Origin of the sequence: Pseudomonas sp. 5P_3.1_Bac2 (assembly GCF_025465995.1) — a bacterium.
In the GTDB taxonomy this organism is placed as follows: Bacteria; Pseudomonadota; Gammaproteobacteria; order Pseudomonadales; family Pseudomonadaceae; genus Aquipseudomonas.
Window position 1 is genome coordinate 34,809 of the sequence record NZ_JANLNY010000006.1, and the last position, 13,992, is coordinate 48,800.

Sequence of the window (13,992 nt, forward strand, 5' to 3'; positions counted from 1 at the left end):
CGTTCTGACTGCGCCGGTTGGGTTTAAGCCCAAGGCCGCGCCACGGCGCGCAGACGTTGTGGCTGTTGCGCTACCCCATGTTGTTCTTGGCCCTCGTTACGACCTGTCTGCTGAGCCATCGTGCCGCCGCTGCCTGCCGGGGACTCTTGGCGTTATGGCGCTGGCGTGCGGCCATAGTTTATTGGTATGCCAGATTGTTATTTTGGTGTGCCAGTCTGTTTTTGCGCATGCCAGTATGAGCCTGGCGTGCCCGCATATGGGTTACGCGGCATCACCAACCCTGTGGCCAATATCAGTCAAGAACAAGAGGTAACCCATGTCGATTCAGCTAAAAGCTGCCTGGCATCAGGCGAACACGGCAGCGCGAGCGCTTGGCCGTTCTCTGCTAATTTCTCTTATAGTTGGTATACCAGTTTCAGCGCTGGCTGCTGCGGACAGCACCGGTCTGGTTGAGGTTGCCGATGGTCAGTTGCAATGCACGGCCGGCCCTGCTGGGCGTTTGCAGTGTTTAGGCGTGCCATACGGGGCTGCGCCAGTGGGGAACATGCGGCTACGTCCGCCCGCTGACGTCAAACCGTGGGCCGGAGTGCGCGATGCCACGACGTTTGCTTCTGCCTGTCTGGAGGCGAAGACCGAGTACTCCAAGGCCCAGGCTGGTTCTGAGGACTGCCTGTACCTGAACGTCTATGTGCCGCCGCATGCTGATGACGAGCCGCTGCCGGTGATGGTGTGGTTGCATGGTGGGGGCTTTATCAATGGCTCGGGTAACGCCTTCCAGGGCGCGAACTTGGCCGAGACGGCGAACGTCATTGTCGTCACCGTTAACTATCGCCTTGGTGCGCTGGGCTGGCTGGCCCTGCCTTCGTTAGCCAAGGAGTCGGCCAGCGGCTCAGCCGGTAACTATGGCCTGCAAGACAGCATTCAAGCGCTGAAGTGGGTGCAGCAGAACATCCAGGTGCTGGGCGGTGATAACCATCGCGTAACGCTGTTCGGCCAGTCGGCCGGCGGTGAGCAAACCCTCGCGTTGGTGGCTTCGCCCTATGCGGCCGGGTTGTTCCAGCGGGCTATTTCCATGAGTGCGCCGGCGACGCTGAAACTGCCAACCATCGAACAGGCTGCAGCGGCCAGGGCTGGCTTCCTGAAGGAGGTCGGTTGCAGCGATGAGGTGGGGCAGGCTGAGTGTTTGCGTGAGCTTCCTGCACAGAAAATTTTGGATGCATCACACACCAGCTGGGATCTGATTCAGCAGCTCGGTCTGCAATTTACCCCTGTGGTAGACGGCGTGGTGTTACCTAAACAGTGGCTGGAGATCTTTAAGGACGGCACCTCCAACAAGGTGCCGACCATCATTGGCCACACCCGTGATGAGTCCAATTTGTTCGTGGCCATTAATGAGAACAACCGCAATGTGGTGACCGACACCCAGCAAGTAGATGATCGCGTGGCCAAGTTCTTCAAGACCTTGGGGCCTTTGGTCAAGTGGCAGTATCCGCAAGCCGACTTTGCCAACCCAGGCCTGCGGATGGCGAAGATGGTTGATGATGCCCAGTTTGCGGCGGGCCTGACTCAAGACCGCAACGCCCTCGTGAAACTGGCGCCCGTGTATGCCTATCAGAGCTGCGACCCCAATGCGCCGGATAGTCATGTGCACGCGCAGTTCATCGCGCAACTAGGTTGCGGCCATGATTCGGACTTGGCCTATCTCTTCCAGTTTGATGATTTCAACGGGCAGGTGCCGCAATTCACCCCGGAGCAGCAGGCATTGGCGCAGGCAATGGGGCGTTACTGGGGCAACTTTGCCGCGACGGGCAATCCCAATGGCGCGGGGCTGCCGCATTGGCCTCCTTACAATAAAAAAGACGGCCTCGTGCAGCTGCTGGAGCCTGCAAGTACTGGCGGTATCCGCGCCACGGCGCCCAAGGAGTATTACCAAACACACAATTTAGGCTTTTGGAACGCCAGCCTGTGGCTGGCCTCTGTGCTCGGTCTGCGCTGACTGCTTGCCCCGCCACGGGTGAGCGTGGCGGGGCTGTAAGCTCATTCGGATAACAGGGCGGGATTGAGCGCACTGATGAAGTTGACGAGGTCCTTACCACTTAAGGAAATATGCTCAATCATCGCCAGGCGAGCGCCGTCTTCATCGGCCGTGAGGATGCACTGCAGCACCTTGCGGTGCTCGGCCAAGGATTTAGCCAGGCGTCCAGGCAGCTCAAGGCGCGACTGTTGGTAGGCCGAGCAGCACAGGCGCAGGGCGTGGATTTGCTCAGTTGCCCAGTGGTTCTTGGCGCCGTGATAAATGCTTTCGTGGAAACCTTTGTTGGCCTTGCTATAGGCCGTGGAATCCCCCGCTTCGGCCGCTTGTTCGCAGGCTATGACGGTGGCCTGCAAGGCAGCTCTTTCAGCCTTGGACATTCTGCTGGCGGCGAACTTGGCGCAAATACCCTCCAGCTCCGCGAGCATCTCCAGCAGAGCCAGCAGCTCTTTGATGGTGAGCTTGGTAACCACCACTCCAACGCGGGGAATGACTTTTACTAGGCGCTGTGACGCAAGTTGCAGGATCGCCTCGCGCACGGGCGTGCGTGAAACGCCGAAGCGCTGAGCCAGCGAGCGTTCGTCCAGGATTTGCCCGGGAATGAGCGCGCCATCGAACAGCTCTTGCTCAAGTTTCTGTCTAACGAGTTCCGAGCGGTTTTCCACCGGCTGTGCTGGCGCTGTCATGTGCGATGCCCTGGTATGCCCGGGGGCGATTCTGGCATGCCGAAACAGCGCTCACAATCTAGCTTCGCTCGGATGATCAGCGCCGCGATGGATGGTGAGGGGCCGTCTAAGCGCCTGGTATCTGGCCGTGGCCCCCAGATTTTTGGGCCTGCCTGACCTTGCCCGGCAAATCTGCGACAATCGCCGCCTTTGAGATTGCCCGCGATAGCCTGATGACCGACGCCACGCCCGCCTTTGAACAACTGCTGAAAAACCTCGACCAGACCTTGCTTGCCGATCGTCACCGCTTGCGCCGGCAGCTGCTTGAGCTGCGTAAACAGACGCCTGCGGATGAGGGCAAACTGGCCCAGTGGCTGGAGCGTTTTAATGCCTCCAAAGCCAAGGTCGAGGCGCGGCGCTTGAGTGTGCCGGCGATTCGTTACGACGAAGCTTTGCCGATTGCCGCCAAGCGCGACGAAATCAAGGCCGCCATCAGCCAGCATCAGGTGGTGGTGATCGCCGGGGAAACCGGCTCGGGCAAAACCACCCAACTGCCGAAAATCTGCTTAGAACTGGGTCGCGGCGTGCACGGCTTGATCGGCCACACCCAGCCCCGGCGTTTGGCCGCGCGCACTGTGGCCACGCGGGTGGCGGAGGAGATCGGCACGCCGTTGGGTGAGCTGGTCGGCTATCAGGTGCGCTTTGAGGATCAAAGCAACGAGCGCAGTCTGATCAAGCTGATGACCGACGGCATCTTGCTCGCCGAAACTCAGCACGACCGCTATCTGGAAAAATACGACACGCTGATCGTCGACGAAGCCCACGAGCGCAGCCTCAACATCGATTTCCTCTTGGGCTTTTTAAAGACCCTGCTGGTACGTCGGCCGGATCTGAAGCTGATCATCACCTCCGCCACCATCGACCTGCAGCGCTTCTCCGAACACTTCGGCGGTGCGCCGATCGTCGAGGTGTCCGGGCGTACCTACCCGGTGGAAACCTGGTATCGGCCGCTGGCGGCGGAGCAGGACGAAGACGGCAACCGGGTCGAGGAAGACCTGTCGGTGGATCAGGCGATTCTGGCTGCGCTGGATGAGATCAGCGCCCATGAAAAAGCCGAAGGCAAGCGTCCAGGCGACATCCTTGTGTTCCTCCCCGGCGAGCGGGAAATTCGCGACGCCGCCGAGGTGTTACGTAAGGCCAACCTGCGTCTGACTGAAGTGTTGCCACTGTATGCACGGCTGACGCCAGCCGAACAGCAGAAGATTTTCGCCCCCATGGGCGCGCGCAAAATCGTGTTGGCCACCAACGTCGCGGAAACCTCGTTGACGGTGCCGGGCATCCGCTATGTGATCGACAGCGGCACAGCGCGGATCAGCCGTTACAGCTATCGGGCCAAGGTCCAGCGCTTGCCGATTGAGGCCATTTCCCAAGCCAGCGCCAACCAGCGTAAAGGTCGTTGCGGGCGGGTGGAGCCGGGCATCTGTATCCGCTTGTATAGCGAAGAGGATTTCAACGGGCGCCCGGCCTTTACCGATCCGGAAATTCTACGCACTAACTTGGCGGCAGTGATTTTGCAGATGCTCCATCTGCGCTTAGGTCAGATCGAGGACTTCCCCTTTATCGAACCACCAGATGGCAAGGCCATCAGTGATGGTTTTAACCTGCTGCAAGAGCTGTCGGCGGTTAGCCGCGAAGGTCAGCTCACTGCCTTGGGCCGCCAGTTGGCGCGCCTTCCTGTGGACCCGCGCTTGGGCCGCATGGTGCTCGAAGGCGCCAAGCAGGGCAGTCTGGAAGAGCTTTTGATCATTGCCAGCGCGCTGTCGGTGCAGGATGTGCGTGAGCGCCCCAGTGACCGGCAGCAGGCAGCGGATCAAGCCCACGCGCAGTGGAAGGATGTCGACTCCGACTTTGCTGCGCTGATCAACCTTTGGCGCGGCTTTGAAGAACAACGGCAGAACCTCGGCAGCAGTGCGCTGCGCAGTTGGTGCCGGAAGAACTTCCTCAATTATTTGCGTTTACGTGAGTGGCGCGATGCCCATCGGCAGTTGGTCTTGCTCTGCCGCGATTTGCAGTTAGGCAGTAAAAGTCAGGGCGCTAGCTCGGCTAAGCCGCAACCGGCATCTGCCGCGCCCAAGGGCGATCAGCAACTGCGTGCCGCGCAAAAATCCCAGGAGCTGGCAGAGAAGGAACAAGCCGCGCAGCGCAGTAAAAGTTATGCCGCGGTGCACAAGGCGATCCTCGCCGGCCTGCTCAGCCAGATTGGCCAGAAGACGGAAGATGGCGATTACTTAGGTGCGCGCCAGCGCCGCTTCTGGGTCCATCCATCGTCGGTGATCGGGCGTAAAAAACCGACCTGGCTGATGGCCGCTGAACTGGTCGAAACCACCAAGCTGTATGCGCGCATGGTGGCGAAAATTGAGCCGGACTGGATCGAGCCCTTGGCCGGCCACCTGATCAAGAAGAACCATCTGGAACCGCACTGGGAGAAGAAGCGCGGGCAGGTGGTGGCTTATGAGCAAATCACCCTTTACGGCATGATCGTGGTCGGTCGTCGTCCTGTGCACTTTGGCCCGGTTGATCCGCAGGCCAGCCGTGAGTTGTTTATCCGCGAAGGTTTGGTTGGCGGTGAAATCAACTCGCGGGCTAAATGCCTGATGGCGAACCGGCAGTTACTCGAGCGCTTGGATGAGCTGGAAGCCAAGGCGCGCCGCCGCGATATTTTGGCTGACGAAGAGGTGCTGTTTGCCTTCTATGACGCGCGCCTGCCTGAGTCTATCCACCAGACGGCGACCTTCGACAGTTGGTACAAAACCGAAAGCGCGAAGAATCCGCACCTGCTGATCATGCAGGAAGAGGACGTGCTGGCCCGCGATGCCCGTGAAGTGACGGCAACGCAGTACCCCAACCAATTGCGTCTGGGCGAATTGCAGTTGCCCCTGAGCTATCACTTTGAACCCAATCACCCCCGCGACGGCGTGACCCTGCGCGCCCCGGCGGCGCTGTTGCCGCAATTGCCAGCGGAGCGTTTGCAGTGGTTGGTGCCGGGCTTGCTGGAGGCCAAGGGCATGGCCTTGGTGCGCAACCTGCCCAAGGCGCTGCGCAAGAACTTTGTGCCGGTGCCGGATTTTGTCGGCGCCGCTTTGAGCAAAATCACCTTTGCCGATGGCAGCCTGCCCCAGGCCTTGGGCCGCGAGTTGCTGCGCATGACCGGCGTACGCATCAGCGACGAAGCCTGGGCCGATGCTGATGCGCAGCTCGAAAGCCATCTGCGCATGAATATCGAGGTGGTCGACAACCAAGGCAAAGTGCTCGGTGAGGGCCGCGATCTGGCTGAGCTGACTGCACGCTTTAGCGCCGAAGGCCAGGCCGGCTTGGCGCTGCCGCAAAGTGACCAGAGTCAGAAAGCGGTGGAGGCCAAAGCCTTTAATAACGTCGCGCAGAAGGCTCAGCAAAAGGTCGCCGGCCTGTCCATGACGGTTTACCCGGCGCTGGTGGAGGAGGCCGGGGTGGTTAAAGAAGGCCGTTTCTCAACCCAGGCCGAGGCCGACTTCCAGCATCGCCGTGCCTTGCCGCGATTGCTGCTGCAACAGCTCAACGAGCAGGCCAAGTTTCTCCGGGGCAAGTTGCCGGGGCTTACTGAGCTGGGCTTGCTCTATCGCGAGCTGGGCCGTATCGACGCGCTGGTGGAAGATATCCTGCTGGCCAGTCTCGACACCTGCATCCTTGAAGGTGCGCAGCCATTGCCCCGCGATGGCGCCGGCTTAGCCGCACTGGCAGAAAGTAAGCGCGCTGAGTGGCCGGCCGAGGCCGAGCGTTTGGCGCGGCTAACCTTGGAAATCCTCAAGGGTTGGCACAATCTGCAAAAACGCTTTAAGGGCAAGATTGATCTGGCCCAGGCCATGGCGCTTAACGACATCAAGCAGCAACTGAGTCAGTTGGTTTATCCCGGGTTTGTCCGCGCCACGCCTGCAGGGTGGCTCAAAGAAATCCCGCGTTATCTCAAAGCCATCGAACAGCGCTTGGATAAGATCGGCGCCCAAGTGCAGCGTGATCGAGTTTACAGTGGCGAGCTGGGCGGTTATTGGCAGCAGTATCAAACGCGTTTAGATAAACACCGCAAGGAAGGCAAGCGCGACGCGCAACTGGAGTTGTATCGCTGGCTCTTGGAAGAGTATCGGGTGTCGTTGTTTGCGCAGCAGCTCGGCACTAAACAGGCGATCTCGGATAAGCGCTTGGCCAAGCAGTGGAGTCAGGTCGAGGCTTAGTGAGCGGGTAGGCCACGGGCCGCTGTGGCCCGTTGTCGGTTAACGACCCGCTTGACAGTCGAGTAGGTCGTCGTCAGTGATGCGCCAGTTTTGCTCGGCCTTAAAGCGAATGCCGCGCAACACGCAGGAGGCGCCATTCTCATTGACCAGGCGGACGTCACGATAGCCTGGCGCAGGGCCGGCGATCTTGAGGCGCGTGCCACTGTCGAGCACGTTGTCGATCAGTGGATTCTCGCCCCAACTCTCCTCATCAGGGGCTGAAAAATAAAGTTCGTGGATCGACCACAGCGTTTGGTTATCCACATAAACCGGCGCGGCTTGCGCCGTCAGGCTGCTCAACAGGCCTAGGGTTAGCGCAACAGTTAGTACTCTGTTCATGACAAATCTCACGTCCAAGAGCGCTAAAAATGCGGGTAAAGCCTGCTTAGGTCAAGGTGCACTAAGCCTGAGTGGGCGGCGCTGAGCTTTTTGCCGGGGATAAAAAAACACCTGCAAGTGGCCGCATCCAGGCAACCCTTGCAGGTGTTTGCAAAAAAAATTAGGTGTTAGGCGCGAGCTGTGGGTTCTTCACTGAGCGGCCAAAGGCCAAGACGTTGAGCAAGCCCAGTACCACTAGGGCGGTGGCAAACAGCAACAGGCTGTTGATCCCCATTTGATCGACCAAGCGCCCGCCGAAGTACGAGCCCAAGGCAATGTTGACTTGGAACAACGCGACGAACAGTGGCATGCCACGTTCCACGTCATTAGGTGCCGCGACAAACATCCAGATATTGGCGCAGGTCGGGAAGGCGCCAAAGGCGAATCCCCATATGGCGGTGAGGATAATCGCGCCACTGAGGTGGGTGCCCAAGTGTGGCATCAGGAAGATACAAGCGCCAACCATTACACCTACCAGTATGAAGGTGTTGCGCACGTTGCGGCTGGCGGCGAAGCCAGCAAAGATATTGCCCAGTACCCCAGCGCCGCCATAGAGCAGTAATAGCGAGCTAATGGTTTGGCCATTAAACCCCGAGCTGAATTTGAAAAACGGCGCGATATAGGTGAAGGCGGCGAAGTGTGCCAAGCCAATCAACAGCACTGCAATCATGCCCACCCGGGCTTTTGGGATAAACAACAGAGCGGGCAAGTCGCTAAAGCTGATGGCTTTTTTCGGGGTCAGTGCCGGCAAGGTAAACACCTGCATTAACAGCACCGGAATACCCAGCACGGCAGTGAGTAGGAAGGTCATGCGCCAGCCGAATAAGCCGCTCAGCCAAGTACCCAAGGGCACGCCAACTACGGTCGCCAGGGTGACCCCGACCATGATGATTGCGCTGGCTTTGGCTACGCCGACACCGCGTGGTGCTAAGCGTGCCGACAAGGCAATGGCCGTGGCCCAAAAGCCGCCAATACCCACACCGAGCAAGATACGCCCGAACAGCAGAGTGGGCAGATCATTGGCGAAGGCCGCGGTGAAGTTGGCCAGCACCATCACCAGGGTCAGGAAGATCAACAGCTTGCGTCGGTCCATAGCACCGATGCCGATCGACAGGAGAACGGCCGAAAGGGCTGCAGTGATTCCCGGTAGGGTAACCATCAAACCGGCTTGACCGGAGCTGATGGCGAGGTCTCTGGCCACGTCATTGAGAACGCCAACGGGGAGGAGTTCGCTGGTCACCAAGGCAAATGCACCGATGGCTACAGAGAGTATCGCTAGCCATTGCTGCAGCAGGCTTTGATCTTTGTGCTCGAGAGCAGAGTTGTGTTGCGTCATGGTCGTAGTCCAAAAAAAGCGCGGGTGTGCGGGCATAGGGGGCGAGTATAGGAATGGCAGGCGACACACAATAAAGTCCTGATGCGCGATATTGAACATCAGTTAAAATGATTTTTGCGCTACAACCTTGGATTTAGGGGCTTGTATTGATTGATGCGTGCGTCTGGGCGTAACTCCGCGCTGCCGAATTGCTCGGCAGCACAGTCCAGGCAATTCGGCATCACGGCAGGGGTCGGCGAGTTTAGGGGCGCTCTGGAATATTCAGGCCTCGGATGACTGCAGGGCGGGCGAGAAACGCCTCAAGTACCCGCCGGACATTGTCAAAGCGCTCGAATTCGACCAGCTCGCCGGCTTCATAAAAACCGACGAGGATGCGCACCCAGGGCAGCACAGCGATATCGGCAATACTGAATTGCTCGCCCATGATCCACTGGCGCCCGGCCAGGCGCTTATCTAATACGCCGAGCAAGCGCTGTGCCTCGGCCACGTAACGCTCTCGCGGGCGTTTGTCTTCATAGCTGGCGCCGGCGAATTTATTGAAGAAGCCTAATTGGCCAAACATCGGGCCTACGCCGCCCATCTGCCACATCAACCATTGTAGGGTTTCATAGCGTGCCGCACCGTCTTTGGGTAGCAGTTGTCCGGTTTTATCGGCCAGATAAACCAGAATGGCGCCGGACTCAAACAAGCTCAGTGGCTTAGCGTTGGGGCCATTGGGATCGAGGATTGCAGGGATCTTGTTGTTCGGGTTCAGGGACAGGAACTCATCGCTGAACTGATCATCGTTCTCGAAACTCACCAGGTGCACTTCGTAAGGCAGGCCCACCTCCTCAAGGAAGATCGACACCTTCACGCCATTGGGCGTCGGTAGGGAATACAGCTGCAGGCGCTCAGGGTGTAGCGCCGGCCATTTATGGGTAATGGGAAAAGCACTGAGGTCAGTCATGGGCTACTCCGGGGGGTAATGACGGAGGACCAGAATAACGGTATTAGAAATTTCTTCAGGTATTCAATTTTTAGCGTGCCAGGGAACTTCTAGGCTTGTTTGGCTGACACGCTGGCGTGGCCAATTGATGTTGCACGGCCTGTTTTGCGGTGTTTTTAAAGGCGCATGCGAACCGACGATTGTGGGCAAAAACAAGCTGTTGGATGTCGGTTGGCGGCGTAAATCGGTATGGTGTGACGATCTGATCGACCACTTGGAGTAATGCCCATGAGCCTGCACGGCGAGTACGACCCACAGAATATTTTTGCCAAGATCATTCGCGGCGAAGCGCCTTGCTACAAGGTGTATGAGGATGAAGAGGTATTAGCCTTTCTCGATGTGTTCCCGCAGTCCTACGGTCATACCTTGGTGATTCCCAAGCGTGCCGCCGCGCGTAACCTGCTGGAAGTGGATGGCGACAGCCTGAGCAAAGTCATGGCCGTGGTGCAGCGAGTGGCCAAGGTGTTGGTGGCAGAGCTGGACCCAGCGGGCGTGCAACTGGCCCAGTTCAACGGCGCGCCGGCCGGGCAGACAGTGTTCCATCTGCATATGCACCTCATCCCGCGCTATGAAGGCCAGGCCCTTGAGGCTCACGCCGCGAACAAGGGCGATGCGCAGGTGTTGACTGAGCTGCAAGCACGCCTGCAAAAGCGTTTAGCGGCCTGATTGCAGCGTGTTTTGGGCGGCACTTCGAAGTTTACCGAGGCCGCCCTTGAGCACTCCCGTAAGCGCGTCAATACTCACGCTCACGGCTGTCTTGGCCAAGTTTGCGCGCCCATGGGGGGCCTTTATGCGACTGATCCTAAGCCTTGCGATTCTGACTCTGCTGGCTGGCTGTTCATCTTGGCGCACCGCCGCCGATGAGGTGCGCAGCGTGCCCAGTGAGCGAGCCTTGGCCTACCAACAAACGCTGAGCAACGGCGGTACCCTTGAGGTGACGCGCGACAGTGGCGGAATGGGCGCAGGCTGCTATATCGCGGTCAAACTGGATCGCCAGTTAGCGGCGCGGATCGGCACGGGTGAAGTGCTGCGCTTACAGGTCCCCGCCGGCACTCGGGTGCTGGGCATCGGCATCGACACCCAAGACGACACCCTGTGTGGCAAGGGTCGCTTGAATCGTGAGTTAGCGGTCAAGGTGAGCGCGGGTTCGCAGCAGCGTTTTCGTATCCTCAGCAGCAACAGCAAAGGCTTCGATATTGTTGCGTTGGACTAAGACTGCGCGGCATCGACCTGGCCCGGGGCGGGCGTGGGACTTGCTCCGGCACGGCGAGTGCTCTTAGCGATAGCGGGCCAGGATGGCGTCGAACTCGCCTGCTTCTTTCATCTGCACCATGGCGCGCAGCAGGCGCATGGTCGGCACCTGCTCATCGTTGCGGACAATGCAGGCCACCGGATCACTGGCCAGCTCACTGTGTATATGCAGGCGCTGCTCGGCTGGCAGGGCGCGATTAAACCAATGCAGCGAGAGGTCGTTGGTCACTGCATAGTCGTAGCGCTGGGCACTCAGTTTCAGCAGCACTTGCTCTTGGGTACGGGCGTCGTCGCGTTGCAACTGTTGGCGGGCAAATAGCGCGTCTAGCTCGGGGTAGCTGTAGCCGTGCACGGTGCCGAAACGCTGTGGGCTTAATTCGGAAGGCTTGCGCTGGCCGGGCTGGGTGCTGACCAGCACGTCGCGCTGGGTCATAAACGGCAGACTCCAGATGTAGTTGTAGTGGTCGTTATTCAGCCAGGTGGGGCTGACATAGCAGCGCACGTCGACTTCTCCAGCGTCCAGGGCACGTTGCAGGCGTAAGCGCGGCAACACCACAAACTCAGCTTGGCGTCCGACTTTTTGCGCCATGCGGCGCTGTAGATCAATCAAGATTCCGGTCACCGGGCGACCGTTAACGAACTCAGCTATGGGCATGGCCCAGCCATCACTGACAGCGAAACGAAGGGGCGGCTCGGCGGCTAGGGCGCTCTGGCTCAATACCAGCAGGAGTGCAAGTAACAGCTTGAGCAACCGGTTGGCTCCTTGGTCATGGAAACAGCGCAGCGGCTGCGTCCGCATTGCCACGTCGGCAAACCTGTTTGCACAGGATGGCGTGGCGAGTTCGGATCGCTTTAAAGAGCTGCTATTTGTCATACAGGCAGGCAAAAGAGCCGCCTTTTTTTCATGTCACGTCGGCTGAGTCAAGCGCAGGGCCACGGCCAGGGCCGATTTTTAGCCAATGGTCTGATGCCAAGGCTGAAGCGTGCATATGCAGAATTTGCTCTAGATGTGCTGAAAGTTGAGGATATTTGTCTTAATAGCCATTAGTTTGCAGCATATCTCCCGACCTGCTGAGCGGACTTACACCCCCTAGCTGTGGCAAACTCTGGTCCTATCCGCAGGGTGTGGTTTATCGCCAATGTTCGCCCTGGCAGCCCAATTTTTGTCCCAGGCCCATGTGCCTCGGATCTATTGCAGCTCTGGTCGCGTAAGACGGCCAAGAATAAGAGGATTGACTGTGCACAACGTCGTTATCAGCGGTACCGGCCTGTATACCCCGGCCAATAGCATTTCCAACGATGAGTTGGTGGCTTCGTTCAATAGCTATGTGCAGCAGTACAATGCCGACAACGCTGAAGCCATCGCCAGTGGCACCATTGATGCCCTGAGCGAATCCAGCAGCGCCTTTATTGAAAAAGCCTCAGGCATCAAAAGCCGCTTCGTTATCAACAAAGACGGCATCCTCGATCCGCAGCGCATGGCGCCGCGCATCCCCGAACGCAGCAACGAGCAGTGGGGCATTCTCTGCGAGATGGCCGTGGAAGCGGCGAAAGAGGCCCTGGTCCGGGCCGGGCGTACTGCCGCCGATATCGACGGAGTGATCGTCGCCTGTTCCAACCTGCAACGCGCTTACCCAGCCGTGGCCATTGAAGTGCAAGCGGCGCTGGGTATTCAAGGTTTTGGTTATGACATGAACGTGGCCTGCTCGTCGGCCACCTTTGGCTTGCAAGCTGCCGCCAACAGTGTGCAACTGGGCCAAGCCCGTGCGGTGTTGATGGTGAACCCGGAAATCTGCACCGGCCACCTTAACTTCCGTGACCGCGACAGCCACTTTATCTTCGGTGATGCTGCCACGGCGGTGATTGTTGAGCGCGCTGATCAAGCCACATCCAAGCATCAGTTCGACATCGTCAGCACCAAGCTGACCACCCAGTTCAGCAACAACATCCGCAACAACTTCGGCTTCCTCAACCGTTGCGACGAAGAGCACAGCGGCAGCCGCGACAAGCTGTTCGTCCAGGAAGGGCGCAAGGTGTTCAAGGATGTGTGCCCGATGGTGGCCCATCTGATCGCTGAGCACCTGCAAGAGAACCAACTGAATGTGGCGGATGTGAAGCGCTTCTGGCTGCACCAGGCCAACCTCAACATGAACCTGCTGATCATCCGCAAGCTGCTTGGCCGTGATGCCGAGGCCCATGAGGCGCCAGTGATTCTCGACACCTACGCCAACACCAGCTCGGCCGGCTCGGTTATTGCCCTGCACAAGTATCAGGACGACCTGCCGGCAGGTGCTCTGGGCGTGCTGAGTTCGTTCGGTGCCGGTTACTCGATCGGCAGCGTGATTCTGCGTAAACGCTAAAACCTGCTTAGCTGGCGCGCTTAGGCTTAAGCGCGCCACTGTCGGGCTCACTCTTCGGCCAGCGAGGCCTTGAGCGTGGCGTAGGCCGGTGCGGCGTAGATACCCACCTCCACGGCCAACTCCATCACCCGTGGCAAGTCAGTGCTGTACACCAGCACGGCTTGCAGCTCGTCATCCAGCGCTTCGCTGAAATCCACTAATACATAGCCCTTGGTCTCTGGCGACAGGCTGGAGAGCTGCACCTGAATGCGATTCAGCGCCTTCAGTGGTTCGACCTTCACCAGTTGCTTAGGCTTGAGCACGAAGTTGACTTGCGGGCCAAAGGATTCAGTAATCTGCTGGAACAGTGCATCGTAGCTGTCGGCCTGGAACAGCACGGTCTCGGGCAGGCTGCCGATCACTATCCATTCCCCGAGCGCAATGGGAAAGCTGTCGTCGTAGTTGATATCCGGATTGGCGGCGAGAAAGGCCTGCGGGTCGGCGTAGGCTTGGGCGGCCTCGTCGGCAATCCGCGCGACATCTTCTGCCAGCATGCAGCCCGAGCTTATTTTGCTGATCAGTTCTTCGAGTTGGGTTTTCATCGGGGTGACCTCGGGCAAAAAATAGCTGCCAAGCATAGCCTGATTCGACCTGCGCCGCTGCCTTCAGCGCTCGGCCCTGATAAGCTTGCAGCTCTTTTCG

Annotated in this window: 11 protein-coding genes; 5 read left to right on the forward strand and 6 right to left on the reverse strand. The window is 58.9% G+C overall.

Annotated elements, in window-relative coordinates:
- The first annotated feature begins 316 nt into the window (after window positions 1-316).
- Window positions 317-1,996: a carboxylesterase/lipase family protein gene (locus NTD81_RS04500; RefSeq protein WP_262179925.1), complete on the forward strand. Its 1,680-nt coding sequence runs from the start codon at window positions 317-319 to the stop codon at window positions 1,994-1,996.
- A 41-nt stretch (window positions 1,997-2,037) separates the two neighbouring features.
- Here the strand turns inward: NTD81_RS04500 and NTD81_RS04505 are convergent, their stop codons facing one another.
- Window positions 2,038-2,718 (reverse strand): GntR family transcriptional regulator, encoded by a 681-nt coding sequence (locus NTD81_RS04505; RefSeq protein ID WP_262179928.1) that lies wholly within the window; start codon window positions 2,716-2,718, stop codon window positions 2,038-2,040.
- Window positions 2,719-2,930: 212 nt separating this feature from the next.
- On the opposite strand from NTD81_RS04505, the gene hrpA reads away from it, so the two are divergent.
- On the forward strand, window positions 2,931-6,962 hold the full coding sequence (hrpA, locus tag NTD81_RS04510; protein ID WP_262179931.1) for an ATP-dependent RNA helicase HrpA: 4,032 nt from the start codon (window positions 2,931-2,933) through the stop codon (window positions 6,960-6,962).
- Window positions 6,963-7,001: 39 nt separating this feature from the next.
- On the opposite strand, the gene NTD81_RS04515 is transcribed toward hrpA, so the two are convergent.
- The 3 genes from NTD81_RS04515 to NTD81_RS04525 all read right to left on the reverse strand — a co-directional run bounded on the left by NTD81_RS04515 (window position 7,002) and on the right by NTD81_RS04525 (window position 9,661).
- On the reverse strand, window positions 7,002-7,340 hold the full coding sequence (locus NTD81_RS04515; protein WP_262179933.1) for a hypothetical protein: 339 nt from the start codon (window positions 7,338-7,340) through the stop codon (window positions 7,002-7,004).
- Between the two features lie 160 nt (window positions 7,341-7,500).
- Window positions 7,501-8,715, reverse strand: a complete 1,215-nt coding sequence (locus tag NTD81_RS04520; protein ID WP_262179935.1) for an MFS transporter — start codon at window positions 8,713-8,715, stop codon at window positions 7,501-7,503.
- Window positions 8,716-8,956: 241 nt separating this feature from the next.
- The gene (locus NTD81_RS04525) at window positions 8,957-9,661 is read right to left on the reverse strand and encodes a glutathione S-transferase C-terminal domain-containing protein (protein WP_262179937.1); all 705 of its coding nucleotides are present in this window, start codon (window positions 9,659-9,661) and stop codon (window positions 8,957-8,959) included.
- A gap of 267 nt (window positions 9,662-9,928) precedes the next feature.
- Here NTD81_RS04525 and NTD81_RS04530 point away from each other — a divergent pair, with 267 nt between their 5' ends.
- Both NTD81_RS04530 and NTD81_RS04535 read left to right on the forward strand, forming a co-directional pair.
- The gene (locus NTD81_RS04530) at window positions 9,929-10,366 is read left to right on the forward strand and encodes an HIT family protein (RefSeq protein WP_262179939.1); all 438 of its coding nucleotides are present in this window, start codon (window positions 9,929-9,931) and stop codon (window positions 10,364-10,366) included.
- Between the two features lie 124 nt (window positions 10,367-10,490).
- Window positions 10,491-10,913, forward strand: a complete 423-nt coding sequence (locus NTD81_RS04535; protein ID WP_262179941.1) for a 3-isopropylmalate dehydratase — start codon at window positions 10,491-10,493, stop codon at window positions 10,911-10,913.
- A gap of 63 nt (window positions 10,914-10,976) precedes the next feature.
- Here the strand turns inward: NTD81_RS04535 and NTD81_RS04540 are convergent, their stop codons facing one another.
- Window positions 10,977-11,702, reverse strand: coding sequence for a substrate-binding periplasmic protein (locus NTD81_RS04540; protein WP_262179943.1), 726 nt, complete (start codon window positions 11,700-11,702; stop codon window positions 10,977-10,979).
- A 487-nt stretch (window positions 11,703-12,189) separates the two neighbouring features.
- Here NTD81_RS04540 and NTD81_RS04545 point away from each other — a divergent pair, with 487 nt between their 5' ends.
- Window positions 12,190-13,311: a beta-ketoacyl-ACP synthase III gene (locus tag NTD81_RS04545; RefSeq protein WP_262179945.1), complete on the forward strand. Its 1,122-nt coding sequence runs from the start codon at window positions 12,190-12,192 to the stop codon at window positions 13,309-13,311.
- Between the two features lie 47 nt (window positions 13,312-13,358).
- Here NTD81_RS04545 and NTD81_RS04550 read toward each other — a convergent pair whose 3' ends face one another.
- Complete coding sequence (locus NTD81_RS04550; RefSeq protein ID WP_262179946.1) at window positions 13,359-13,892, reverse strand: hypothetical protein; 534 nt, start codon at window positions 13,890-13,892, stop codon at window positions 13,359-13,361.
- Window positions 13,893-13,992: the final 100 nt, after the last annotated feature.

Bases quoted from the DNA above. Each gene is read 5' to 3' on its own strand.
- NTD81_RS04550 (WP_262179946.1), bottom strand. From the start codon at position 13,892: ATGAAAACCCAACTCGAAGAACTGATCAGCAAAATAAGCTCGGGCTGC.
- NTD81_RS04535 (WP_262179941.1), top strand. From the start codon at position 10,491: ATGCGACTGATCCTAAGCCTTGCGATTCTGACTCTGCTGGCTGGCTGT.
- NTD81_RS04515 (WP_262179933.1), bottom strand. From the start codon at position 7,340: ATGAACAGAGTACTAACTGTTGCGCTAACCCTAGGCCTGTTGAGCAGC.
- hrpA (WP_262179931.1), top strand. From the start codon at position 2,931: ATGACCGACGCCACGCCCGCCTTTGAACAACTGCTGAAAAACCTCGAC.
- NTD81_RS04530 (WP_262179939.1), top strand. From the start codon at position 9,929: ATGAGCCTGCACGGCGAGTACGACCCACAGAATATTTTTGCCAAGATC.
- NTD81_RS04520 (WP_262179935.1), bottom strand. From the start codon at position 8,715: ATGACGCAACACAACTCTGCTCTCGAGCACAAAGATCAAAGCCTGCTG.
- NTD81_RS04525 (WP_262179937.1), bottom strand. From the start codon at position 9,661: ATGACTGACCTCAGTGCTTTTCCCATTACCCATAAATGGCCGGCGCTA.
- NTD81_RS04505 (WP_262179928.1), bottom strand. From the start codon at position 2,718: ATGACAGCGCCAGCACAGCCGGTGGAAAACCGCTCGGAACTCGTTAGA.
- NTD81_RS04500 (WP_262179925.1), top strand. From the start codon at position 317: ATGTCGATTCAGCTAAAAGCTGCCTGGCATCAGGCGAACACGGCAGCG.